General features: G+C 66.5%; 24 protein-coding genes. 12 read left to right on the top strand and 12 right to left on the bottom strand.

The features are described from left to right. Positions 1-10 precede the first annotated feature (10 nt). Positions 11-817 (bottom strand): TatD family hydrolase, encoded by an 807-nt coding sequence (locus PotMrB4_RS09155; RefSeq protein WP_044413805.1) that lies wholly within the window; start codon positions 815-817, stop codon positions 11-13. Between the two features lie 240 nt (positions 818-1,057). Here PotMrB4_RS09155 and PotMrB4_RS09160 point away from each other — a divergent pair, with 240 nt between their 5' ends. Both PotMrB4_RS09160 and PotMrB4_RS09165 read left to right on the top strand, forming a co-directional pair. Next, entirely contained in the window at positions 1,058-2,473 is a 1,416-nt protein-coding gene (locus PotMrB4_RS09160; protein WP_044413802.1) for an MltF family protein, read from the top strand. Between the two features lie 112 nt (positions 2,474-2,585). After that, entirely contained in the window at positions 2,586-3,020 is a 435-nt protein-coding gene (locus tag PotMrB4_RS09165; RefSeq protein ID WP_172433069.1) for a DoxX family protein, read from the top strand. Between the two features lie 71 nt (positions 3,021-3,091). Here the strand turns inward: PotMrB4_RS09165 and PotMrB4_RS09170 are convergent, their stop codons facing one another. The 5 genes from PotMrB4_RS09170 to thpR all read right to left on the bottom strand — a co-directional run bounded on the left by PotMrB4_RS09170 (position 3,092) and on the right by thpR (position 8,227). Beyond that, on the bottom strand, positions 3,092-4,126 hold the full coding sequence (locus tag PotMrB4_RS09170; RefSeq protein ID WP_172433070.1) for a lipase secretion chaperone: 1,035 nt from the start codon (positions 4,124-4,126) through the stop codon (positions 3,092-3,094). Positions 4,127-4,172: 46 nt separating this feature from the next. Then, the gene (locus tag PotMrB4_RS09175) at positions 4,173-5,105 is read right to left on the bottom strand and encodes a lipase family alpha/beta hydrolase (RefSeq protein ID WP_172433071.1); all 933 of its coding nucleotides are present in this window, start codon (positions 5,103-5,105) and stop codon (positions 4,173-4,175) included. Positions 5,106-5,469: 364 nt separating this feature from the next. Beyond that, the gene (locus PotMrB4_RS09180; RefSeq protein ID WP_172433072.1) at positions 5,470-6,504 is read right to left on the bottom strand and encodes a lipase secretion chaperone; all 1,035 of its coding nucleotides are present in this window, start codon (positions 6,502-6,504) and stop codon (positions 5,470-5,472) included. Positions 6,505-6,550: 46 nt separating this feature from the next. Continuing rightward, positions 6,551-7,483 (bottom strand): triacylglycerol lipase, encoded by a 933-nt coding sequence (locus PotMrB4_RS09185; protein WP_172433073.1) that lies wholly within the window; start codon positions 7,481-7,483, stop codon positions 6,551-6,553. A 198-nt stretch (positions 7,484-7,681) separates the two neighbouring features. After that, the gene (gene thpR / locus PotMrB4_RS09190) at positions 7,682-8,227 is read right to left on the bottom strand and encodes an RNA 2',3'-cyclic phosphodiesterase (protein WP_172433074.1); all 546 of its coding nucleotides are present in this window, start codon (positions 8,225-8,227) and stop codon (positions 7,682-7,684) included. Positions 8,228-8,466: 239 nt separating this feature from the next. Here thpR and PotMrB4_RS09195 point away from each other — a divergent pair, with 239 nt between their 5' ends. After that, complete coding sequence (locus PotMrB4_RS09195) at positions 8,467-8,775, top strand: hypothetical protein (protein WP_044401509.1); 309 nt, start codon at positions 8,467-8,469, stop codon at positions 8,773-8,775. Between the two features lies 1 nt (position 8,776). Here the strand turns inward: PotMrB4_RS09195 and greB are convergent, their stop codons facing one another. The 3 genes from greB to PotMrB4_RS09210 all read right to left on the bottom strand — a co-directional run bounded on the left by greB (position 8,777) and on the right by PotMrB4_RS09210 (position 12,535). Beyond that, complete coding sequence (gene greB / locus PotMrB4_RS09200; RefSeq protein WP_044401512.1) at positions 8,777-9,274, bottom strand: transcription elongation factor GreB; 498 nt, start codon at positions 9,272-9,274, stop codon at positions 8,777-8,779. Between the two features lie 64 nt (positions 9,275-9,338). Next, positions 9,339-11,846 carry an ABC transporter permease gene (locus PotMrB4_RS09205; RefSeq protein ID WP_394354035.1) on the bottom strand — a complete coding sequence of 836 codons (2,508 nt, stop codon included), beginning with the start codon at positions 11,844-11,846 and terminating at the stop codon, positions 9,339-9,341. A gap of 5 nt (positions 11,847-11,851) precedes the next feature. Continuing rightward, positions 11,852-12,535 carry an ABC transporter ATP-binding protein gene (locus tag PotMrB4_RS09210; RefSeq protein ID WP_044401515.1) on the bottom strand — a complete coding sequence of 228 codons (684 nt, stop codon included), beginning with the start codon at positions 12,533-12,535 and terminating at the stop codon, positions 11,852-11,854. A gap of 10 nt (positions 12,536-12,545) precedes the next feature. Between PotMrB4_RS09210 and PotMrB4_RS09215 the strand changes: the two genes are divergently transcribed. From PotMrB4_RS09215 to PotMrB4_RS09225, 3 genes are all read left to right on the top strand, one after another. Then, the gene (locus tag PotMrB4_RS09215; protein WP_074968762.1) at positions 12,546-13,151 is read left to right on the top strand and encodes an arylesterase; all 606 of its coding nucleotides are present in this window, start codon (positions 12,546-12,548) and stop codon (positions 13,149-13,151) included. A gap of 56 nt (positions 13,152-13,207) precedes the next feature. After that, complete coding sequence (locus tag PotMrB4_RS09220) at positions 13,208-13,489, top strand: hypothetical protein (protein ID WP_044401521.1); 282 nt, start codon at positions 13,208-13,210, stop codon at positions 13,487-13,489. 70 nt (positions 13,490-13,559) lie between these two features. Beyond that, complete coding sequence (locus PotMrB4_RS09225; protein ID WP_044401524.1) at positions 13,560-14,519, top strand: L,D-transpeptidase family protein; 960 nt, start codon at positions 13,560-13,562, stop codon at positions 14,517-14,519. A gap of 123 nt (positions 14,520-14,642) precedes the next feature. On the opposite strand, the gene oprI is transcribed toward PotMrB4_RS09225, so the two are convergent. Then, positions 14,643-14,894, bottom strand: a complete 252-nt coding sequence (gene oprI, locus PotMrB4_RS09230; RefSeq protein WP_011335311.1) for an outer membrane lipoprotei OprI — start codon at positions 14,892-14,894, stop codon at positions 14,643-14,645. Between the two features lie 444 nt (positions 14,895-15,338). Between oprI and PotMrB4_RS09235 the strand changes: the two genes are divergently transcribed. Both PotMrB4_RS09235 and PotMrB4_RS09240 read left to right on the top strand, forming a co-directional pair. After that, positions 15,339-16,610 (top strand): hypothetical protein, encoded by a 1,272-nt coding sequence (locus PotMrB4_RS09235; RefSeq protein WP_044401534.1) that lies wholly within the window; start codon positions 15,339-15,341, stop codon positions 16,608-16,610. An 18-nt stretch (positions 16,611-16,628) separates the two neighbouring features. Further along, the gene (locus PotMrB4_RS09240) at positions 16,629-16,910 is read left to right on the top strand and encodes a GNAT family N-acetyltransferase (RefSeq protein WP_044401548.1); all 282 of its coding nucleotides are present in this window, start codon (positions 16,629-16,631) and stop codon (positions 16,908-16,910) included. 59 nt (positions 16,911-16,969) lie between these two features. On the opposite strand, the gene PotMrB4_RS09245 is transcribed toward PotMrB4_RS09240, so the two are convergent. Both PotMrB4_RS09245 and PotMrB4_RS09250 read right to left on the bottom strand, forming a co-directional pair. Beyond that, positions 16,970-18,046, bottom strand: a complete 1,077-nt coding sequence (locus PotMrB4_RS09245; protein WP_044401551.1) for a 3-deoxy-7-phosphoheptulonate synthase — start codon at positions 18,044-18,046, stop codon at positions 16,970-16,972. Positions 18,047-18,208: 162 nt separating this feature from the next. Then, positions 18,209-18,628, bottom strand: a complete 420-nt coding sequence (locus PotMrB4_RS09250; protein ID WP_160479743.1) for a PilZ domain-containing protein — start codon at positions 18,626-18,628, stop codon at positions 18,209-18,211. On the opposite strand from PotMrB4_RS09250, the gene PotMrB4_RS09255 reads away from it, so the two are divergent. The 4 genes from PotMrB4_RS09255 to PotMrB4_RS09270 are packed head-to-tail and all read left to right on the top strand — an operon-like array spanning position 18,629 to position 21,427. Continuing rightward, the gene (locus PotMrB4_RS09255; protein ID WP_107328953.1) at positions 18,629-19,012 is read left to right on the top strand and encodes a YbbN family protein; all 384 of its coding nucleotides are present in this window, start codon (positions 18,629-18,631) and stop codon (positions 19,010-19,012) included. Continuing rightward, a complete protein-coding gene (locus PotMrB4_RS09260) occupies positions 19,012-19,971 on the top strand; it encodes a putative 2-dehydropantoate 2-reductase (protein ID WP_160479746.1) in 960 nt (319 codons plus the stop codon). The genes PotMrB4_RS09255 and PotMrB4_RS09260 overlap by 1 nt, the downstream gene beginning before the upstream one ends. A 9-nt stretch (positions 19,972-19,980) precedes the next feature. After that, positions 19,981-20,883, top strand: a complete 903-nt coding sequence (locus PotMrB4_RS09265) for a 5'-nucleotidase (RefSeq protein ID WP_044401563.1) — start codon at positions 19,981-19,983, stop codon at positions 20,881-20,883. A gap of 43 nt (positions 20,884-20,926) precedes the next feature. Beyond that, positions 20,927-21,427 (top strand): universal stress protein, encoded by a 501-nt coding sequence (locus PotMrB4_RS09270; RefSeq protein ID WP_044401565.1) that lies wholly within the window; start codon positions 20,927-20,929, stop codon positions 21,425-21,427. The last annotated feature ends 72 nt before the right edge of the window (positions 21,428-21,499 follow it).

The raw sequence follows: 21,499 nt of genomic DNA on the forward strand, positions 1-21,499 counted from the left end.
CACGAAGAGGTTAGGCGATATCTGGCAGCCCAAAGAACTGACGAGCGCATGCCGTGCTGTGTGAGGCGAGCTGTTCCTGGGACTCGCCCCGGTGCAGCGCGACCTCCCGCAGGACTTCCGTGAGGAAGGCCGGCTCATTGCGCCCATGCTTGGGTTTCGGCCGCAAACTGCGAGGCATTAGGTAGGGCGCATCACTTTCCAGCATCAACCGACCGGCGGGAATGTCCCGCACCAGCGGGTGCAGGTGGGTGCCACGGCGCTCATCGCAGATCCAGCCGGTGATGCCGATGTGCAGGTCGAGGTCCAGGTAGGCGTACAGCGTGCGCTGCTCGCCGGTGAAGCAGTGCACCACGGCGGCGGGCAACTGGTCGCGGAAGGGGCGGAGGATCGCCAGCAGGCGTTCGCTCGCCTCGCGCTCGTGGAGGAACACCGGCTTGCCCAACTCCACGGCCAGCGCCAGCTGTTCTTCGAGGGCTTTCTCCTGCAGCGGGCGGGGGGAGAAGTCGCGGTTGAAGTCCAGGCCGCATTCGCCCACGGCGCGTACGTCCGGCTCGCTCAGCAAGGCCTTCAGGCGACGAGCGGTATCGGCGTTCCAGTGGCTGGCATCGTGGGGGTGGACGCCGGCGGTGCTGAACAGCCGTTGCCGCTCGGGATCGAGCCGGCGGGCCAGTGCCAGAGCGGCTTCGCTTTCCTTCTCGCTGGTGCCGGTGAGCACCATCTGCACCACGCCGGCGGCGATGGCGCGCTCCAGAAGGGCTTCGCACTCGGGGGCGAAGCTCGGGTGGGTCAGATTGACGCCGATGTCGATGAGTTGCATCTTTCCTACCTCTCTGATGCGAGCGGGGCAGGATAGCAAGCGCCCGATCAGTCGAAAAAGCCAATATTTACGTGGGGTTATGCGGGTTCGTCGGCAGGGCGACCGCCGGTGGCTGGCAATGCACGGCGGGCTGTGACACTCTCCGCGCCCCCTCGCTGGCGCCCAGGGAACTCCCCTGTGGCATGGCGTTCTCAGTCGCTCGGGTTCGCATGGTGCGGGCCGTACGGGTCCGGAGATCAGATGACGCGAATCCTGCCGCTGCTCGTGTGCCTGCTGGCCCTGCTGCCGTTCCCGGCGGCGGCGCGCCTGGCCGGCCCGCCGGAGAACTGGCAGCAGCCGAGCGAGGCCCGCGACCTGGCGCAGATCCGCCGGACCGGGGTGCTCAAGGTGCTGGTCAACCAGAGCCGCAACAGCTCTGGCGAGGTGAAGGGCCAGGCCATCGGCGTCGAATACCACCGCATCCGTGCCTTCGAACAGTTCCTCAACCGTGATGGGCGCCCGCTCGAAGTGCGCATCATTCCCCGCCCCAAGGACCAGCTCGCCGCGGCATTGCTGCGCGGTGAGGGCGATCTGGTCGCGCCCGGTGAACTCCTCGATCCCCGTGCCACCTCGGACGTCAGCGCCAGCGCGCCGGTACGCGAGCACGTGCCGCTGGTGCTGGTGGCGCGCACCGGCGACCGGCGTTTCCAGCGCCTGGAGCAACTGGCCGGGCGGGTGGTGACCCTGCCCGCCGGCAGCGGCGCGGCGGAGGCGGTACGCAAGGTGAACCGGCAGCTCGCCCAGCGCCACCTGGCGCCCATCGCCATCGAGTGGGTGGACCCCAGCCTGGCGGTGGAAGACGTGCTGGAGATGGTGCAGGCCGGCATCTATTCGATGACGGTGGTGGAGCAGCCCATTGCCGAGCGCTGGGCCAAGGTGCTGCCCAAGCTGCGCATCGACCGCCACCTGGTGCTGGACAACCAGCGCGACATGACTTGGTACGTGCGCCGCGATGCGCCGATGCTGCGGGCCAGCATCGACCGTTTCCTGGCGACCTACAAGACGCCGGCAGACCAGGACGCCACCTTCCAGCGCGTCTACCGGCGCCTGTACAAGGTGCGCTACCCGCTGGCCCGGGCTGATCGCCAGCGGCTTGAGAAGGTCCGCCCGGTGCTGCAGCGCTTCGCCGACGAGCATGCACTGGACTGGTTGAACCTGGCGGCAGTGGCCTTCAAGGAGTCCAGCCTCAACCCCGGTGCGCGGGGCGCCAGCGGGGCGACCGGGCTGATGCAGATCACCCCGGCTGCGGCACGCTCGGTGGGGGTGGGTGACATCCATGCGCTGGACAAGAACGTGCAGGCCTCGGCCCGCTACATGGCGAAGCTGCGCAAGGGTTTCTTCAACAGTGCTCAGCTCAACGAGCGCGAGCGCATGGCCTTCGTGCTGGCGGCCTACAACGTGGGCCCGCAGCGGGTCCAGAGCCTGCGCGCCGAGGCTCGTCGGCGGGGGCTCAATCCCAACCAGTGGTTCTTCCAGGTCGAGCGCGTCGCCGCCGAGCAACTGGGCATGGGCGTGGTGAGTTATGTCAGCGCGGTCAACAAGTACTACCTGGCTTACGCCCGGGAGCGGGACGACCTGGAGGGGCAAGTCCGCGTGGCCAGTCGAGGGCGTAAATAATCGATTTTATCGATAGCGATTACGGGTTTTTTGCGATTTTAATATCGATAAATTTGGATAGGATGGCGTCCACCTGAACCCACAACGCTTCACAACGAAAGGAACAGCCACCATGTCGAACACCCTCAAGCGCCTCTTCTCCACCAACGCCGGCATCGGCATCACCCTGCTTCGCGTCGTCACCGGCCTGACCTTCATGGCCCACGGCTCGCAGAAACTCTTCGGCCTGTTCGGCGGCTACGGCCTGGCCGGCACCGGCCAGTGGATGGAGAGCATCGGCCTGACCCCGGGCTACCTGATGGCCCTGATGGCGGGCAGCGCCGAGTTCTTCGGCGGCCTGGCCCTGGTGATCGGCCTGCTGGTGCGTCCGGCGGCGCTGTCGCTGATCGTGGCGATGGTGGTGGCGACCTTCAGCGTGCACTGGGCCAGCGGCTTCTTCATCATCGACGGTGGCTTCGAGTACGCGATGATCCTTGGCCTGATCGCCGCGACCCTGCTGGTCGAAGGGGCCGGGCGCTACTCCCTGGATCGCAAGCTGGCGCAATAACCCGGCGTTCGCAGCAAGCCCTACACGCAAAACCCGAGGCAGTCACTGCCTCGGGTTTTTTCATGGGCGGCTTATGGGGCGGCCTGCTCGGCGCGACGGCTGGCCAGCTCCAGGGCGGCATTCAGGCGCAGGCGCTCGCGTTCGTCGAAGCGCTCCTCCGCCAGGCGCTGGATGGCCTGACGCCGGTCTGCCTCGCTCAGGCCTGCGTTGGCTTCGATGCGCAGTTTCTCCTCCTGGAAGGCGGCGATACGGCGATTCCAGCCCTGCCGGCGGCCGTCCAGTTCCTCCAGGCGCTGGGTGGCCTCGGCGCCTACCAGTTGCTGGCGCAGGCGGCGGATCTCCGCGGGGCTGGCCCCTTCGGCCTGCAGGCGGCTGGTGGCGGTACGCAGTTCCACCTGCAGTTGCGGCAGGAGCGCATCGTGCAGCTCCTCGGGCAATGCCTGGCGCAGCCGGTCCACGGCGGCCGCCTTGGCCTCGTCGTCAAGGCTGGCGTCGTGGCGGATGGCCAGGCGCTCGAGTGTGAAGCGGTTGTATGCCTCTTCGCGGGCGAAGAACGCCTGGTGGGCTTCCGGGCTGAAGATCCTTGCGCGCAGGGCGGCCACGGCGCCCTCCCGCTGGCGCAGGGCCGCGAGGTCGGTCTGCTGGGGCAGGTCGCGTTCCAGTTCGATCAGTTGCCGCTTGTAGTCCAGGTACTGCTCCAGCAGCGCCAGGGCCTGCTGCCGGGCGGGCTCCTGCAGCTGGCTGGCGACGTAGTCGCGCAGGCGTTGCACGGTGGTGGCCAGGGGCTCTTCACCCATGGCGGCGAGGAAGTAGTCGAACAGCAGGCGTATGTCTTCCTCGATCACCAGGTTGCCGGCTGCATCCACGCGCAGACGGCCATCGACTTCCGTCCCGGCGAAGGAGGGCGGGAGGGGGGCGATGGCTGTCGGCAGCGGCGGTGGGCCGGTGAGCGCAGGTTCGGGAGATTCGATGGGTTCGGCCGCTTGCGGGGTGATGGCCGGGAGTGGGCTGCCGGTGCCCGGTTCGGCCTGCTCGGCAGCCTGGTGAAGGAACACGGCAAGGCCGCCGGCGAACAGCAGCGGGATGGAGAGAAGGCGCTTTTTCACGGTGACCTCGGATGAGGGACGGAGCCCGGAGGCTCCGCCCATGGGGTTACAGCCCTTCGTTCTTCAGGCGGTTGGCGTGCTGGCGGTAGACGCTCACAGGCGGCGTCTCGAACAGGCTGACCAGGCCGAACAGGTGGTTGACCTCGTCCAGGTGGTTCATGCGGTAGTCGTCACGCACGACCCTGCCCAGGTGGGAGCTGCAGCGGCCGACCAGCCCGTCGTTCTCCTGGCCCTTGAACGGCAGCGAGGTGATGAGCAGCAGGGGGTCGCTGATATCGAAGGGGTTGGTGAGGGTACGGACACCGCTCCAGGAGTAGTAGCGCACGCCCCGGGCCGCGTAGGCGCCTTCGCCGCAGACGGTGGTGGGGACGCCCTCGGGGAAGCGGGCGTTGAACTTGGCCGAGCCGACGGGCGTCAGGGATTCCAGGCCGGCCAGGACATCCTGGGGCAGGTTGCTGGAGCTGCCGGACATGATGTGGATCACCTTGCCGATGGCGTTGGCGATGTTGGCGAGGAAGGCTTCGCCGGCGGAGTCCCGCGGTATGTTGCGCAGGAAGTCGGCGGTGGCGGAGCCTTTGTGGGGGCTGCCGACGGAGGTCACCGAGGCCACCAGGTTGGGACGGATGCCGGCGACGTAGCGCGCGGTCGGGCCGCCGTGGCTGTGGCCGATGAGGTTGACCTTGGGCTTGCCGCTGATGGCGACGATGTCTTCCACCTGCTCCAGCAATTCCTCGCCGCGGGCCTCGGTGGAGTTCAGCTGGCTGACCTCGGCGACGTAGACCGAGGCGCCGTGGCGGCTCAGTCCGTAGGGGATGCCGTACCAGTAGTCCACTCCGAGGATGCTGTCGAAGCCGAACATGCCGTGGGCCAGGACGATGGGGTACCGGGTCTGGGTGTAGCCGGTGGCGGCGAAGGATTGGGCGGAGGCGAGCAGGCCGGCGCCGAGGCCGAGGGCCAGGAAAAGTTTGCGTTTCGTCATGAAGTGCTTGCTCTTGCGGTTGATGGATGAGGACGCGGCGCTTCCCGCAAGGTGGCGTCTCGTCCGTGGAACGCTCAGGGCAGTCAGTTGGGGCTCTTCTTGAAATGGAACTGGGCGTCTAGTCGGGGGCTTGGCCGGCCCCCGTGGCCCGAAGCGGGGGGAGTATGCGCGCCGTTACATGGGCGGCTTGAGCGACTCGCCAGTTAAATCCTGTAGGACGTTGCTGAGGAATCGGCGGCTTCTCTTGGGTTGCCGTTCAGGTGGGCCTGGGCATCGATTGATCCCCGGCCCCTGGACGTGTCGGTCGCGGCGCTGCGGCGCGAAGCCCTGTGTGCCGCCCGGACGGGTGCCTGCTTCGAGGGCGCTACTGGACGGACTTGTCGTCTTTCCGGCTGGCCAGCTCCATGGCGGCATTCAGGCGCAGGCGCTCGCGTTCGTCGAAGCGCTCTTCGGCCAGGCGCTGGATGGCCTGGTGCTTGTCGGCCTCGCTGAGCCCGGCATTGGCTTCGATGCGGGTTTTCTCTTCCTGGAAGGCCGCGATGCGGCGGTTCCAGCCTTGCCGACGGCCGTCCAGTTCCTCCAGGCGCTGGGTGGCTTCGGCGCCTACCAATTGCTGGCGCATGCGGCGGATGTCCGCCGGGGTGGCGCCCTCGGCTTGCAGGCGACTGGTTTCCACCCGCAGTTCGGCCTGGAGCTGGGGCAGGACGGCATCCTGCAACTCCTCGGGCAGGGACTGCCGCAGGCGGTCCACGGCCTGGGCCTTGGCGTCGTCGTCGAGGCTGGTGTCATGCCGGATGGCGAGGCGATCGAGGGTGAAGCGGTTGTACGCCTCTTCCTGGGCGAAGAACGCGCGGTGGGCCTCCTGGCTGAAAAGGCGCGCGCGCAGTGCGGCGACGGCATCTTCCCGCTGGCGCAGGGCGGCGAGGTCGGCCTGGCGGGGCAGGTCGCGCTCCAGTTCGGCCAGCTGGCGCTTGTAGTCCAGGTATTGGTCCAGCAGGGCGAGGGCCTGCTGGCGGGCGGGTTCCTGCAACTGGCTGCCGATGTAGTCGCGCAGGCGCTGCACGGTGGTGGGCAGGGGCTCCTCGCCCATGGCGGCGAGGAAGTAGTCGAAGAGCCGGCGCACGCCTTCTTCGATCACCAGGTTGCCGGCGGCGTCCACCTGCAGGCGGCCATCCACCGTGGTACCGGCGAAGGAGGGCGGCAGGGCAGCAACCTTCGGGGGCAGGGAGGGGGCGGCGTCGCTGGCGGCCGGTTCGGGGGAGAGGGCCGGGTCGCTGGTCTGCGGGGCCGGTGCGGTGACGGCAGGCGCGGCACGGCGGGCCTGGCCGGTGTCGATGTAGAGCAGGGCGGCGAGGCAGCCGGCGAACAGCAGGGGCAGGGACAGCAGGAGTTTCTTCACGGGCACCTCGAACAGGGGGCGGGGCCCGAAGGCCCCGCCCGTTGGGTCACAGTCCGTCGTTCTTCAGGCGGTTGGCATGTTGCCGGTAGACGGTGACGGGGTCGGTCTCGAACAGGCTGACGAGGCCGAAGGTCTGGTTGACCTCGTCCAGGTGGTTCATGCGGTAGTTGTCACGCACGACCTTGCCCAGGTGGGAGCTGCAGCGGCCGACGAGGCCGTCGGTGGCTTCGCCCTTGAAGGTCAGGGCGGTGGCGGCCAGCAGGCCGTCGCTGATGTCCAGCAGGTTGGTCATCGGGCTGGTGCCACTCCAGGAGTAGTAGCGCACGCCATTGACCTGGTAGGCGCCTTCGCCGCAGGCGGTGGTGGGGATGCCCTGGGGGAACTTGGTGTTGAAGCGGGCCGCGCCCTGGCTGTTGAGCGACTCCAGGGAACCGAGTGCGTTCTGCGGCTGGGTGCTGCGGCTGCCGGAGAGGAAGTTGATGAGGCTGCCGAGGCCGTTGACGATGCCGGCCAGGACGGCTTCACCGGCAGAGCCCGGGGGGATCTGGCGCAGGAAGTCGGCGGTGGCGGAGCCCTTGTGCGGGCCGCCGACGCTGGTGGCGGAGGCGACCAGATCGGGGCGTACGCCGGCGACGTAGCGAATGGTCGGGCCGCCGTGGCTGTGGCCGATGAGGTTGACCTTGGGCTTGCCGCTGATGGCGACGATCTCTTCCACCTGTTCCAGCAGCTCTTCTCCGCGTGCCTCGGAGGTGTTCAGCTGGCTCACCTCGGTGACGTACACGCTGGCGCCGTCACGTCGAAGGGCGGAGGGGATGCCGTACCAGTAGTCGACGCCGAGGATGCTGTCGAAGCCCAGCATGCCGTGGGCCAGCACGATGGGATAACGGGTCTGGGTGTAGCCGGTGGCGGCCAGTGATTCTCCGGAGGCGGCCAGGCCGACTCCCAGGGCGAGCGCGAGCAGGATCTTGTTGTTGTTCATCGGGTGCTCTCGTGGGTGGTGGAACAGGCAGTGTGGAGTGCGTCCCTGCTACTTCGCGCCCCGTCCCGGGGGCGCACATCGGCGTGGAGCCCGTGGCAGATTCCATGCCAGTGCGGGCCGCAGGTGCCTGTGCCTTCTGGGACGGGCGTTTCGCCGTTGTTTACAGCCGTTCACCCAACGATGCGGGCCGTTTCCCTGTTACTGAGTGAAACGCGCGTTTGAGTCGACTGCCCGTAACGGCCAACTGTGCACGGCGCGGTAATGGAGGCGGTCTCCGTGGTTTTCCGAAGAAAACAGGGTGAAGCGGTCGGCGACCCAATCGAAGGTTTGGGGTGCGCCCTCGGGGCGCTGGCGAGCCCGCCGGGCCAGGGTGACGTGGGGGCGGTAGGCGCGGCGCTCCTGGGGGAAACCGGCGGCGTTGAGGCGCTCGGCGAGGGTTGAGGCCAGGTTCAGCAGGGCGGCGGGCGGCTGGCTGGGCGCCAGGTGCAGCAGCCCCTGGTGCCAGAGGTCCAGCCGGTCCAGGTAGAGGGGGAAGGCATCGGCCTGGATGCCGTCCGCCAGGGCGAGGAGCTCATCGAGGCGTTCGCTGGGTTGGCTGCCCAGGAAGGCGAGGGTGAGGTGCAGGTTGGCGACCGCCACCGGCTGGCCGCCGCAATCGAGGGTGTCGCGCCAGCTGGCCACGGACGAGGCGATGGGGTCGGGTAGCGGCAGGGCGAAGAACAGGCGCAGGGGCGGTGTTGGCATGGCGATCCTGGGTGGAATTGAAGGGGGGAGGGTGGCGTTCGGAATCTTCCCAAAAGGTGACGAGAGTTGTCTTGACAGTGCTGAGGCGCCTTCTCTAGGATTTCGTCCCATGCGCCGATTTAAGACAGCTACTTGCAGGGCGCGGCAGGGGATTCCCCTCGAAAAATACTGCTAAAGCGCTGGTTCGGTGTCGCCTCCACCGCTGCCCAGCGGCAACAACGAGGCAGAGACACGACAACATGACCTGTCCGCAACCCCAGATCCGCCTGACCCCCATCACCACCGGCCCCGCGCCGCGCAATCCGCGCATCCTGCTCAGCGGTGCCAACCAACCCAAGTTGCTGCGTTACCTCGACGGCTGGCCGAAGCGCTGGAACGGGTCACGCAACCTGCTCATCCAGTTCGCCCTCGACGCCCAGGCCATGCAGCGCTACGCCCGGGACAGTTTCGACATGGCGGTGGTCCAGGCGCCTTGCGCGGAAGACCTCGAGGAACTGGTGCACGAGCTGGTCCGGGTCGCCCGCCAGGGGCTGATCACCCGCCGCTGATTCAGGGGTACTCGATCTCCACCAGGTACCAGGTCTTCTCGCCGGTGGGCGTGTTGACCCGGACCTCGGCGTCCAGCGGCTTGCCCACCAGGGCGCGGGCCAATGGCGAGTCGATGCTGATGAGGTTCTGCTTCAGGTCCAGCTCGTCCGGCCCGACGATGCGGTAGCGGGCCTGTTCGCCGTCCTCGTCTTCCAGGGTGACCCAGGCACCGAAGTACACCTTGCCCGGGTCCGCCGGGCGCTCGCGTACCACCTTGAGGTTCTCCAGGCGCTTGGTGAGGAAGCGCACGCGGCTGTCGATCTCCCGCAGCATCTTCTTGCCGTAGGTGTATTCGGCGTTCTCGGAGCGGTCGCCCTGGGCGGCGGCCTCGCTGACGGCCTGGGTCACCTTGGGCCGGCGCACGTGCCAGAGCTCATGCAGTTCGGCGCGCAGGCGGGCTTCGCCTTCCGGGGTGATCAGCGGGGTGCCGGCGGTACGAGGGGGGCGGTAGCGGCTCATGGGGCAGGGGTGTCTCCGGGAACGGGCCGCCGAGTCTAGCAAGGGCTCGGCGGCCACGGCAGGGTCAGCCTTCGCGCAGGACCTGGAGCGGGCTGGCCGTCAGCGCGCGGCGCGTGCCCAGCAGGCCTGCGCTGCCGACCAGCAGGGCGCCGATGACCGGCAAGAGCAGCAGCCAGGGGTGTGGCTTCCAGTCCAGGTTGAAGGCGTAGGTATAAAGGAGGGCGCTGACCAGTTCGCAACCCAGTGCCGCCAGCAGGCCGCTGCAGGCGCCGAGCAGGGCGAACTCGCGGCGCCGGGCCTGTTGCAGCAGGCGCCGCTCGGCCCCCAGGGCCCGCAGCAGCGCGCCCTGGCGCAGGCGCTCGTCGAGGGTGGACTGCAGGCCGGCGAAGAGCACCGCCAGGCCTGCGGCGAGCACGAACAGCAGGACGAACTCCACCGCCACCGTCACTTGGGCGAGGATGCTGCGCAGCTGCTTGAGGATGGCTTCCACCTCCAGCAAGGTGACAGCCGGGAAGTCCCGAGCCAGCTGCACCAGTTCGCGGTCGTGACCCGGCGGCAGGTAGAAGCTGGTGAGGTAGGTGGTGGGCAGGTCGGCCAGGGAGCCGGGCGCGAAGATCATGAAGAAATTGGGCTGGAAGTTGTCCCAGTCGACGGTGCGCAGGCTGGTGATGCGCACTTCCCGTTCCATGCCGCCGACCACGAAGCCGAGCCGATCGCCCAGTTTGAGGCCGAGGTTGGTGGCGAGCTTGGCCTCCACCGAGACGCCGGGCAGCTCGCCGGGCGCTGCCTCGTCCCACCACTGGCCGGCGCTGAGGCTGTTGCCCGGCGGCAGCTCGGCGGACCAGGTGAGGCTGAGGTCGCGCTGCAGGGCGCGCTCGCCCTGGGAGTCCTCGGTGGCGTGCTCGCTGGCGGGCTGGCCGTTGATGCGGGTCAGGCGCCCAGGGATCACCGGGTAGAGCGGCGCGGCATGGGGGGAGAGGGCCTGGATGCGCTGGTCGAAGGCGTCCTTGTCGGCGGGCAGGACGTTGAGGACGAAGTAGTTCGGGGCGTTTTCCGGCAGTTGGTCCTGCCAGGTGTCCAGCAGTTCGCCACGCAGCAGGGCGACCAGGGCCATGGCCAGCAGGATCAGGCCGAAGGCGAGCGACTGGCCGGCGGCGGCCAGTGGGTGGCGCAGCAGCTGGCCCAGCCCGAGGCGCCAGGGCAGGGCGGCGCGGGCGAGGGCCCGGCGCAGGGCATTGAGCCCCAGCAGCATGAGGCCACCCAGCAGCAGGGTGGCGAGCAGCCCGCCGCCGAGCAGGGCGAGGGTCAGTTTCAGGTCCAGGCTCAGGCGCCACATGATCAGCCCGAGGGCGAGGATGGCGGCGCCGTAGACCAGCCAGGCGCTGGGCGGTACGGGGAGCAGGTCCCGGCGCAGCACCCGCAGCGGCGGTACGCGGCCGAGTGCGGCCAGGGGCGGCAAGGCGAAGCCGGCGAGGGCCACCAGGCCGGTGGCGATCCCCGCCAGGGCCGGAATGAAACCGCCGGATGGGACTTCCGCGGGCAGCAGTTCCCGCAGCAGGTGGAACAGGCCCAGCTGTGCAAGCCAGCCGAGCAGGGCGCCCACGAGGCTGGCGGCCAGGCCCAGGATGGCCAGCTGCAGGGCATACAGGGTAAGTGCTTCGCGGCGGGATAGGCCGAGGCAGCGCAGCAGGGCGCTGGCGTCGAAGCGCCGGGCGGCGAAACGGGCGGCGGAGAGGGCGACCGCGACGCCCGCGAGCAGTACGGCGGCAAGGCTGGCGAGGTTGAGGTAGCGCTCGGCGCGGGAGAGGGCGCCGCCGACCTGGCGGTTGCCGTCGCGTGCGTCTTCGATGCGCTGGTTGGCGGCGAGGGTGGGCTCCAGGGCGGCACGGTAGCGTGCCAGGGCTTCGGCCGGGCCGCTCCACAGTTCCCGGTAGCGGACACGGCTGCCGGGCTGCACCACGCCGGTGGCATCAAGGTCGGACAGGTTCATCATCAGGCGCGGGGTTAGGCTGTAGAAGTCGCCGGCGCGGTCGGGTTCGTAGGTGAGTACGCGGGTCAGGCGCAGGGTCTTCTGGCCGACATCGACGCTGTCGCCGGGCTTGATGTCGAGGGCGGTGAACAGGCGTGATTCGGCCCAGGCTTCACCGGGCGCGGGGCCGGCACCGGCCTGCTCTTCACCGTAGGGTTGGGCGGCGCTGCGCAGTTCGCCGCGCAAGGGGTAGCTGCCGTTCACGGCCTTGACGCTGGCGAGCTGGATGCCGTTGTCGCCGGCGATCACGCTGGAGAATTCGACGGCGCTTGCATGGCGCAGGCCGAAGCGGGTGCCGACCTCCACCTGTTCGGCGTCGGCGGGGGAGGAGCCGCTGAGCAGCAGGTCGGCACCGAGGAATTCGGTGGCGCGCAGCAACATTGCGCCGTTAAGGCGGGCGCCGAAGTAGCCGATGGCGCTGCTGGCGGCCACGGCGACCAGCAGGGCGAAGAACAGCACGCGCAGTTCGCCGGCGCGGGCGTCCCGCAGCAGTTGGCGCAGGGCCAGTGCGAGCAGGCGCGAGAGTGGCAGGCCTCCCTTCATCGCCATCAGGGTTCCACCCGGTCGATCAGGTGGCCGGCTTCCAGGCGGATCAGGCGCTGGCAGCGATGGGCCAGGCGTTCGTCGTGGGTGACCAGCACCAGGGTGGTGCCGCGCTCCTGGTTCATTTCGAAGAGCAGGTCGGTGATGCGCTCGCCGGTGTGGCTGTCGAGGTTGCCGGTGGGCTCGTCGGCGAAGAGCACGTCCGGCTCGGCGGCGAAGGCGCGGGCCAGGGCAACGCGCTGCTGCTCACCGCCGGACAGTTGGCGGGGGTAGTGCGTCAGCCGCTGGCCGAGGCCGACCCGTTCGAGCAGGCTGCGGGCGCGCTGGCGGGCATCACGGTGGCCTTCCAGTTCGAGGGGCAGCATGACGTTCTCGAGGGCGTTGAGGCTGTCCAGCAACTGGAAGGACTGGAACACGAAACCGACATGCTCGGCCCGCACGCGGGCGCGCTCGTCTTCGTCCAGCCGCGAGAGGTGGTGGCCGGCCAGGGTGACTTCGCCGGAGCTGGGCAGGTCGAGCCCGGCCAGCAGGCCGAGGAGGGTGGATTTGCCCGAGCCGGAGCTGCCGACGATGGCCAGGCTGTCGCCTTGCGCGAGGTCCAGGTCGAGCCCCTGGAGGATGGTCAGTTCACCTTCCGCGCTGGGGACCACTTTGCTAAGGTGCCGCGCATTGAGAATGCTTGGGCTCATGGAGAATCCGATGCGTGCTGGGTGGATGGGCTGCTGCCTGGGGCTGTTGCTGCTGGCGCAGGAGGCTGCGGCGGGGACCGTGCTGGTCGTCGGCGATAGTATCAGCGCCGCTTTGGGGCTGGAAACCAGCCAGGGCTGGGTCTCCCTGCTGCAGAAAAAGCTCGATTCCGAGCGTATCGATCACCGTGTGGTGAATGCGTCCATCAGCGGCGACACCAGTGCTGGCGGGGCTGCGCGGCTGCCTGCGCTGCTCGGCGAGCACAAGCCGGAAGTGGTGATCATCGAGCTGGGGGGCAACGATGGCTTGCGTGGCCAACCCCCGGCGCAATTGCAACAGAATCTTGCCTCGATGGTTGAGCAGTCCCGGCAGGTGGGCGCCAAGGTGCTGGTGCTGGGGATGCGCCTGCCGCCCAACTATGGCAAGCGCTACACCGACGCGTTCGCTCGTGTGTTCAGTGACGTGGCCAAGGAACAGCAGGTGCCGCTGGTGCCGTTCTTTCTCGAGGGCGTCGGAGGCGTGGAGGGCATGATGCAGGCCGACGGTATCCATCCGGCTGCCGGTGCCCAGCAAAAGCTGCTGGAAAACGTCTGGCCGTCGCTCCAGCCGCTGCTTTGAGGCTTTTCCGAGGCGGGGCTTTCGGCTAATGTTGCGCACCCGCTCCGGAGTCCCCCATGCCTCGCCCCGCCTGGTCCCTGCACGCCTATAAGCTGATCGAGCCAGACGAGCAGCTCGACCTGTTCGCCTGCCGTGAGGTCCGCCTGCATCTGGTGGCGCGCCAGCTCGAGTTGGGGGGCTACGCCGACCGTACGTTGTGCGGCGGGCTGCTGCCGGCCATGCCCCGTTGGTGCGAGGTGGGCCGCAGCCTTCTGCAGGACCGCCGGTTGTGCCCGTTCTGCAAGCAGGAACTCGAGGCGCAGCGCGATGGCAAGCGGCCGGAGTGGCCTGACAGCTAGCCTCCCGGCTGCTGGCGGGCCGGTGTACAATCCGCCACTCATTTTTCAACCCTCAGCCAAGGATTCCCGGATGTTGTCGCGCGTTCCCGCCGTCGCCCGTACCCTGTCTCTGGCCGCCGCTGTACTGGCCGGTAACGCCGCAGCACTGGAGCTGCCCCTGCCGCCCCCCGGGGAGGATATCGTTGGCCAGGTCCAGGTGATCAAGGCCAAGTACGAGGACACCTTCGCCGACATCGGCGTGGCCAATGACCTGGGCTACCTGGAGATGGTCGCGGCCAACCCCGGCGTTGATCCCTGGCTGCCGGGCGAAGGCGCAGAGATCATCCTGCCGACCCGCTTCATCCTGCCGCCGGGGCCGCGCGAGGGGATCGTGATCAACCTCGCCGAGTACCGGATGTACTACTTCCCGAAAGGGCAGAACGTGGTGCACACCTATCCGCTGGGCATTGGCCGGGAAGGCTGGGGTTCGCCTATCAGCACCACCAAGATCACGGCCAAGACGCCGAATCCGGCCTGGTACCCGCCCAAGTCGATCCGTGAAGAGCACGCTGCCGATGGCGACCCGCTTCCGACCGTGGTGCCGGCGGGGCCGAACAACCCCCTCGGTCCGTTCAAGTTCACCCTGGGCCTGCCGGGTTACCTGATCCACGGCTCCAACAAGAAGTTCGGCATCGGGATGCGCGTCAGCCACGGCTGCTTCCGCATGCTCAACAACAACGTGCTGGAACTGGCCAAGATGGCGCCGGTGGGCACGCCGGTGCGGGTGATCAACGAGCCTTACAAGTTCGGCGTCAGCGGCGGCAAGATCTACCTGGAGGCCCACGCTCCGCTGGACGACCATGGCGATCCGTCGGTGGTCGACAAGCACACTGCGGTGATCAATGCGCTGCTCAAGCGCGAGGACCTGGTCAACACCATCCGCCTGGATTGGGACGTGGTGCGTGAGGTGGTGGCGGCCGAAGACGGCCTGCCGGTGGAGATCGCCGAGCCTTCGACGTCGGTTGCGGCCAGCGCTACGCCCGCGCTCTGATCGCATCCAGAAGACCCGCCTCCCATTCGGGTGGCGGGTTTTTTATTGCCGGCGACTTTGTGCAGGCAATAAAAAACCGACCCAGTTGCCTGGGTCGGTTTCAGGTAAAAGCCTTGTGGGCTATTACTTGCGGCTGGCTTTTTCCAGCATGCGCAGAGCGCGCTCGTTAGCCTCGTCAGCGGTCTGCTGGGCTTTCTGAGCGGCGGCCAGAGCTTCGTCAGCCTTGCGGTAGGCTTCGTCAGCACGGGCTTGAGCACGAGCAGCTGCGTCTTCGGTAGCGGTCAGACGAGCTTCGGTTTCTTTGGAGGCGCTGCTGCAACCGGTGGCCAGAACAGCAGCCAGAGCCAGAGCAGAGAATTTCAGAACGTTGTTCATCGTGTTCCCCTTTAAGGTGGACATTTCCATTAAAAGCAATTCCCCGAGCGTGGGAAATTAGCCGGCGTACATACTACCCATAACTTGTAGTAAGTAAACTGACGGGGCGCAAGGCGGACACTTTTTTTTCACCTTGGCTGCCTTTTTACCCCACTGGGCACGGGCGCTTGAGCAAAAAACGACCAGAAAGCCGCTGTTCACCACAAGCGAAGTTCAAATTCTAGCTGCTGTATGCGGCATTGAGCTGTTGAGTGGGCTGCAATGGCTTATCGATAAGTTGAGTTGACCTGTCAGCGCCGGACAGCAAGTTGCCGTCACCCGCACTCTTCAGTGAACTTCTTCACGTAATGGAAAAGTGTTTGTACCGCCATCGTGGGGCGGATGGTGGCACCTTGGGCGCACTGATAAGCTCGTCGCATTTTTTACCGCCTCAAGGATGGCGTCATGGCAAAACTTCTCAAGTGGGCGGTGCTGGGTGTTCTTGCGCTGGCTGTGCTGATCAAGGGCTCTTTGTGGCTCTCCGTGCGTTCCATCATGAACGAGGCGGTCACCAAGCTCTCGCCGGTCATGGACATCAGCTACGGCGGCATCACGTCGTCGTTCGACGGCCGTGTCGGGCTGGAGAACGTCACGATCCGCGTTCCTGCCCTGGGGGACAGCCTGCAGGTGCAACACGCGCAGCTGCGCTTCAACGGGCTTCGCGAGCTGCTGAGCTTCAAGGAGCGTCTGGAGGAGGGCAAGCTGCCCAAGCAGATGTCCGTCGAGCTCAAGGGGCTGCAACTGGCAGTCCATGGCCCGTTCATGCAGCAGCTGTATGACGCGCCGGCCGAGCGCAGCATCTTCACTGCGATGAGTGAGGTGGCGTGCGGCAAGGTGAGCCACATCGGCACCAACGAGTTGCTGGACATGGGTTACCGGACGTTCGAGACCGATGCCCAGTTCTCGTACCAGCTGGAGGAGGGGGCCAAGCGCCTGACCTTCAACCTCAAGGCCGATACCCGCGACATGGGGGATACCCGTCTCAGCCTGTCCCTGATCAACATGCCGGACAACCCGGGTGACCTGCGGGTAAACCCGCCGCGCGTCTCCAGCGTGGTGTTCGAGCTGAACGACAACCAGTACCAGCGCAAGGTGCAGGACTTCTGTGCCGGCAAGCTGGGCCAGTCACGCGAGGCCTACCTCAAGACGGCGGTGGAGCAGTTCGACCGTAACCTGCGGGCCCAGCGTGTCGCACTCGAGCCTGCCGTGCTGGAGGCCTACGGTCGTTACCTGAGCGATCCCCAGGCACTGCGCCTGGAGCTGAGCCCGAGCGAGGGCATGGCCTGGGAAGGCCTGGAGTTCTTCGAGCCGAAAGACGTGATCGGCATGCTGCGCCCGGTGGTGCTGGTCAACCAGCAGGCTGTCCAGCCGATCGCCTTCTCCTGGGTCGATACCACCAAGCGACCGGAGATGAAGGGCAACGAGCGGGTGTCCGCCGAGGTCGAAAAAGATGAAAACGCCGGTGCCTCGCCGCGCTACGAGTTCGTCCAAGTCTCCGATCTGGCGGGATACAAGGGCAAACGCCTGCAATTCATCACCTACGATGGCGCCTATTACCAAGGTGTATTACACAAGGTGGAGAACGGTAAGGCGTTTCTCAGTGTCCAATTTGGGTCCGGCTCGGCTGAAATGTTCCTTCGGCTCGAAAAGATAGATAAGGTACGGGTGATGTTCTAAACCCGCAGAGGAGTTGCGATGAGCGAGGCGTTGTCCATCCATCATGACCAGGCAGGTCATCAGTTCGAGACCACCGTGGATGGTCACCGTGCTTACCTGGCCTATATGGATCTCGGCAAGCAGACCCTGGATATCTACAGGACCTTCGTGCCGAACGCGCTGCGCGGACGCGGCATTGCTGCGGCGCTGACCGAGAAGGCGCTGAGCTTTGCCGAAGACCAGGGTTACACCGTGATTCCCTCATGCTCCTATGTGGAGCGCTATATCGAACGCCGCCAGCGCCACGCTCCGAAGGAGTGAAGGCGCTGAAACGAAAACGCTGGGCAATGCCCGGCGTTTTTGTTTCAGCAGCAGCCCTTTCAGCTGCGCTTGCGCTTGGGCAGCACGTCCTTGAGCTTGGCGTGCATGGAGCGCAGGGTCTTCTCGGTGGTGTCCCAGTCGATGCAGGCATCGGTGATGGAGACGCCGTACTGCAGCTGGTTGAGGTCCTTGGGAATGGATTGGGCACCCCAGCCCAGGTGGCTTTCCACCATCAGGCCGACGATGGAGTTGTTGCCCTCGAGTATCTGGTTGGCGACGTTGTCCATCACCAGTGGTTGCAGCGATGGGTCCTTGTTGGAGTTGGCATGGCTGCAGTCGACCATGATGTTCGGCTTGATGCTGGCCTTGGTCAGGGCTTGCTCGCAGACGGCGACGCTCACCGAGTCATAGTTTGGCTTGCCGTTGCCGCCACGCAGAACCACGTGGCCATAGGCGTTGCCTTTGGTGGTGACGATGGAGACGCCGCCTTCCTGGTTGATGCCAAGGAAGCGATGCGGGCTCGACACCGACTGCAGGGCGTTGATGGCCACGGTCAGGCTACCGTCGGTGCCGTTCTTGAAGCCCACGGCCGAAGACAGGCCGGAAGCCATCTCGCGGTGGGTCTGGGATTCGGTGGTGCGGGCGCCGATGGCCGACCAGCTGATCAGGTCCTGCAGGTACTGCGGGGAGATCGGATCCAGGGCTTCGGTGGCAGTCGGCAGGCCTTTCTCGGCCAGGTCACGCAGGAGCTGGCGACCGATGTGCAGGCCGTCCTGGATCTTGAAGGAGTCATCCAAGTAAGGATCGTTGATCAGGCCTTTCCAGCCGACGGTGGTGCGGGGCTTCTCGAAGTACACGCGCATGACCAGGAACAGCGTGTCGGAGACCTCGGCAGCCAGGCCCTTGAGACGGTCGGCGTATTCGTGAGCGGCCTTGATGTCGTGGATGGAGCAGGGCCCCACGACCACGAACAGGCGGTGGTCCTTGCCGTCGAGGATGTCACGGACCACCTGGCGGCCATGGGCGACGGTCTGCAGGGCGGCGTCCGTCAGGGGGATTTCGCGTTTCAGCTGCGCCGGGGTGATCAGGGTCTCGTTGGAGGCAACGTTCAGGTCGTCGAGCGGTAAATCAGCCATGGTGCTAGTCATTGGAATTCAGTCGTCGGGTCACGGGTGCTTGACCGCCACCATCCCCCGAGCGGCGGAGCACGGCATTGAAGGCGTGGCAGGGACGCGGAACCTTAACGCTTTAGGCAGTGGCTAGACAATGGCGCCAAGGTCGCAATTGGACGGATGCGGTCAGTTCAGGCTGGCGGCCGAGAACTCGGTGGCATGCTGGGCAATCCACTCCTCGGCGATCTGCTCGATGGGCTGCGTTTCGCCCGACTCCGCCTCGCGCTGCTTGCGGTAGGCCTCGATCTGGCAGACCTGCTCCACCATGCGGGCGCGGAACAGGGACTCCTCGTCGGTGAAGCAGATGCCGACAAGGTAGTCGTCCGGCTGCTTGCGGCACCAGGCCACGACCCCTGGGCAGCTGGCCTGCTCACCCAGCAGGGGGATTCGCAGCTCGATTGCCGTGCCCTTGCGGAAGCCCCTCGTGGAGTTGCACGCCACCCCGCCGAGGCTGATATTGTGCAGCCGCTGTCGCGGCAGGAAGTTGTGCTTGCGTAGAACCAGTTCGACCGGCAGGTCGCTGGGGTGACGCAGGAATCGGCGCATATGAGTACTCCCTTGTGCCAGTGGTCTGGCCCGGTTGGAGGATGCGGCTTGCATGAAATCGAGTTGAGCGACTTCGACGCTGATCAGCGTCTGCTCAGTCTGCCCGGAACCTCCCTGCTGATATTCACCAGCATAGGCTGTGCCAGTTGCCGGTGGGCGCGCCGCCATTTGCCCAGCCTCGACCTGGCCGTCGACCGATTGTGCTGGATAGACGCCGCCGATAATGGTGGCCTGGTCCAGCGCTACGAGGTATTCCACCTTCCCGCCCTGTTCCTGGTGCGGGATGGCCAATTTCTTGGCGCCCTGCACAGTACGTTGCGGGACGCTGACCTGAACGAGAACCTGGCGGCTGCCCACCAGCGCCAGGCTGAGGAGCTGCCCTGATGAGTTCGACCCCATCCCCCCGCATCGGCATCATCGGCACCGGCGCCATTGGCGGTTTCTACGGGCTGCTGCTTGCCCGTGCCGGATTCGATGTGCATTTCCTCCTTCGCAGTGAATACGAGACCGTGAGCCGCCAGGGGCTGCGCCTGTCCAGTGCCGTTCATGGCGAGCTGGCGCTGCACCCGGTGAATGCCTACCGGGATGCGGCGGCGATGCCCCCGTGCGACTGGCTGCTGGTGGGGGCGAAGACCACCAGCAATGCCGAGCTGGCACCGTTGATCAGCCAGGTCGCTGCGCCGGGCGCCCGGGTGGTGCTGTTGCAGAACGGCCTTGGGGTGGAGGAGGCATTGCGCCCCCTGCTGCCCGCGCACCTCAACCTGCTGGGCGGGCTCTGTTACATCTGCGTCCACCGCGAGGCCCCGGGGCACGTGGTGCACCAGTCCCTGGGGGCCGTGAACCTCGGCTACCACAGCGGGCCCGCGACCGATGCCGCCGAGCGCATGGCCCTTCTCGAGGAGGGGGTGGCCTGCTTCAGGGCTGCCGGGCTGGACTCCACCGCCATGCCCAGCCTTGAACAGGCGCGCTGGCAGAAGTTGGTGTGGAACGTTCCCTACAACGGCCTTTCCGTTGTGCTCAATGCGGGCACTACCGCGTTGATGGGCAACCCGGACAGCCGCGCGCTGATCCAGGCGTTGATGCAGGAAGTGGTGGAGGGCGCCGTGGCCTGCGGGCACACCCTGCCGGAGGGCTTTGCCGGCAAGTTGCTGGCCTCGACGGACCGCATGCCCGACTACCTGCCCAGCATGTACCACGACCATGTGCAGCGGCGACCTCTTGAACTTGAGGCCATCTATGCGGCCCCCCTGGCTGCTGCGGAAGCCGCGGGGTGTGACCTCCCGCGAATCCGGGCGCTTTACCAGGCGCTGCGTTTCATCGATGCCCGCAACCGCACCGAGTGAGTCGCCAGGATGAGCGCGCTGAACGACAAGCTGGTGCTGGCGATTTCCTCCCGGGCACTGTTCGACCTCGATGAGAGCCATCGCGTCTACGAGTCGGAAGGGATCGAAGCCTATCGCCAGTACCAGATCGAACATGAAGACGAGCTGCTGGAGCCGGGTGATGCCTTTCCCCTGGTGCACAAGTTGCTGGCCCTCAATGAGCAGCTCGGCCAGGCGCGGGTAGAGGTGATCCTGGTCTCGCGCAACAGCGCCGACACAGGCCTGCGGGCGTTCAACTCGATCCAGAAGCACGGCCTGGCGATTTCTCGCGCAGCCTTCTCCGGTGGTCGCAGCCCTGGGCCTTACCTGAAGGCCTTTGGATGCCACCTGTTCCTCTCCACCCACGTGGAGGACGTCCGGGTGGCGTTGCAGGCAGGTTTTGCCGCGGCGACCATTCTCCCCGGCGCGCCACGCAGGGCGTCCAGCAGCGAGTTGCGCATTGCCTTCGATGGCGATGCTGTGCTGTTCGCCGATGACGCTGAGCGCGTCTACCAGTCCGGCGGGCTGGCTGCATTCCAGGCCCACGAGCGTGAGGCAGCATTGAGACCGCTGGACGGTGGGCCGTTCAAACCCTTCCTCTCGGCGCTCAACCAGTTGCAGCGCGAATTGCCCGTGGATGGCTGCCCGATTCGTACCGCGCTGGTCACCGCGCGCTCCGCTCCGGCCCATGAGCGGGTGATCCGTACCCTGCGCGACTGGGACATCCGCCTGGACGAGTCGTTCTTCCTGGGCGGGCTCGAGAAGTCCGCTATTCTCGACGCCTTTGGCGCCGATGTATTCTTCGACGACCAGGCCGGCCATTGCGAGAAAGCCCGCGAAGTGGTCGCCACCGGGCATGTACCGCATGGCGTGAGCAACGAGCCGAAGATCTGACTAAGCTGATGCGAGGCCCGCCAAGCAGGCAGTAGGAGGCCTCATGATTCGCTCGATCCTCTATGCGACCGACCTCGGGTTGTACTCGCCCTATGTCCTTCAACATGCCCTTTCCCTCGCCAAGGCCCACAGGGCCGAACTCTACGTGGTGCACGCGGTGGAGCCCCTCGGGCTGTTCGCCGAATCCGTCCTGCAGACATACCTGGACGAGACCTTGCTAAAGGAGTTGCGTGCCCAGGGCCTGGGCACGGTGATGGCCAGCATCGAGCAGCGGGTTCTCGAGGGTTTTCGTGACGAGATCGGCGATGCGGAGAATGAGCTGAGCCTGATCAAGGCCGTCCGGGTGGTGCAGGGGGACCCGCCGCAGATGATTCTCGAGGAGGCCCAGAAACTTGGCGTCGATCTGCTGGTCGTAGGCAGTCACAGTCACGGCGCTGCGCTCGAGACGCCCCTCGGTCGTACCGCCTCCCGTCTGGTGCAGCTCTCCGAGGTGCCGGTCTACCTGGTTCCGATGCTCCAGCACCGCGGGCGCGGCGAGTTCTGATACGCCGACGAAAGAGCGTGCAGGAAATAAAAAAACGTCTAGTTTTAACCCTCAAACCATTAATATGGTTAT

Source organism: Metapseudomonas otitidis (assembly GCF_011397855.1).
Classification (GTDB): Bacteria; Pseudomonadota; Gammaproteobacteria; order Pseudomonadales; family Pseudomonadaceae; genus Metapseudomonas; species Metapseudomonas otitidis.

Bases quoted from the DNA above. Each gene is read 5' to 3' on its own strand.
- PotMrB4_RS09155 (WP_044413805.1), bottom strand. From the start codon at position 817: ATGCAACTCATCGACATCGGCGTCAATCTGACCCACCCGAGCTTCGCC.
- PotMrB4_RS09160 (WP_044413802.1), top strand. From the start codon at position 1,058: ATGACGCGAATCCTGCCGCTGCTCGTGTGCCTGCTGGCCCTGCTGCCG.
- PotMrB4_RS09165 (WP_172433069.1), top strand. From the start codon at position 2,586: ATGTCGAACACCCTCAAGCGCCTCTTCTCCACCAACGCCGGCATCGGC.
- PotMrB4_RS09175 (WP_172433071.1), bottom strand. From the start codon at position 5,105: ATGACGAAACGCAAACTTTTCCTGGCCCTCGGCCTCGGCGCCGGCCTG.
- PotMrB4_RS09185 (WP_172433073.1), bottom strand. From the start codon at position 7,483: ATGAACAACAACAAGATCCTGCTCGCGCTCGCCCTGGGAGTCGGCCTG.
- thpR (WP_172433074.1), bottom strand. From the start codon at position 8,227: ATGCCAACACCGCCCCTGCGCCTGTTCTTCGCCCTGCCGCTACCCGAC.
- PotMrB4_RS09195 (WP_044401509.1), top strand. From the start codon at position 8,467: ATGACCTGTCCGCAACCCCAGATCCGCCTGACCCCCATCACCACCGGC.
- greB (WP_044401512.1), bottom strand. From the start codon at position 9,274: ATGAGCCGCTACCGCCCCCCTCGTACCGCCGGCACCCCGCTGATCACC.
- PotMrB4_RS09205 (WP_394354035.1), bottom strand. From the start codon at position 11,846: ATGAAGGGAGGCCTGCCACTCTCGCGCCTGCTCGCACTGGCCCTGCGC.
- PotMrB4_RS09210 (WP_044401515.1), bottom strand. From the start codon at position 12,535: ATGAGCCCAAGCATTCTCAATGCGCGGCACCTTAGCAAAGTGGTCCCC.
- PotMrB4_RS09215 (WP_074968762.1), top strand. From the start codon at position 12,546: ATGCGTGCTGGGTGGATGGGCTGCTGCCTGGGGCTGTTGCTGCTGGCG.
- PotMrB4_RS09220 (WP_044401521.1), top strand. From the start codon at position 13,208: ATGCCTCGCCCCGCCTGGTCCCTGCACGCCTATAAGCTGATCGAGCCA.
- PotMrB4_RS09225 (WP_044401524.1), top strand. From the start codon at position 13,560: ATGTTGTCGCGCGTTCCCGCCGTCGCCCGTACCCTGTCTCTGGCCGCC.
- oprI (WP_011335311.1), bottom strand. From the start codon at position 14,894: ATGAACAACGTTCTGAAATTCTCTGCTCTGGCTCTGGCTGCTGTTCTG.
- PotMrB4_RS09235 (WP_044401534.1), top strand. From the start codon at position 15,339: ATGGCAAAACTTCTCAAGTGGGCGGTGCTGGGTGTTCTTGCGCTGGCT.
- PotMrB4_RS09240 (WP_044401548.1), top strand. From the start codon at position 16,629: ATGAGCGAGGCGTTGTCCATCCATCATGACCAGGCAGGTCATCAGTTC.
- PotMrB4_RS09245 (WP_044401551.1), bottom strand. From the start codon at position 18,046: ATGGCTGATTTACCGCTCGACGACCTGAACGTTGCCTCCAACGAGACC.
- PotMrB4_RS09250 (WP_160479743.1), bottom strand. From the start codon at position 18,628: ATGCGCCGATTCCTGCGTCACCCCAGCGACCTGCCGGTCGAACTGGTT.
- PotMrB4_RS09255 (WP_107328953.1), top strand. From the start codon at position 18,629: ATGAGTACTCCCTTGTGCCAGTGGTCTGGCCCGGTTGGAGGATGCGGC.
- PotMrB4_RS09260 (WP_160479746.1), top strand. From the start codon at position 19,012: ATGAGTTCGACCCCATCCCCCCGCATCGGCATCATCGGCACCGGCGCC.
- PotMrB4_RS09265 (WP_044401563.1), top strand. From the start codon at position 19,981: ATGAGCGCGCTGAACGACAAGCTGGTGCTGGCGATTTCCTCCCGGGCA.
- PotMrB4_RS09270 (WP_044401565.1), top strand. From the start codon at position 20,927: ATGATTCGCTCGATCCTCTATGCGACCGACCTCGGGTTGTACTCGCCC.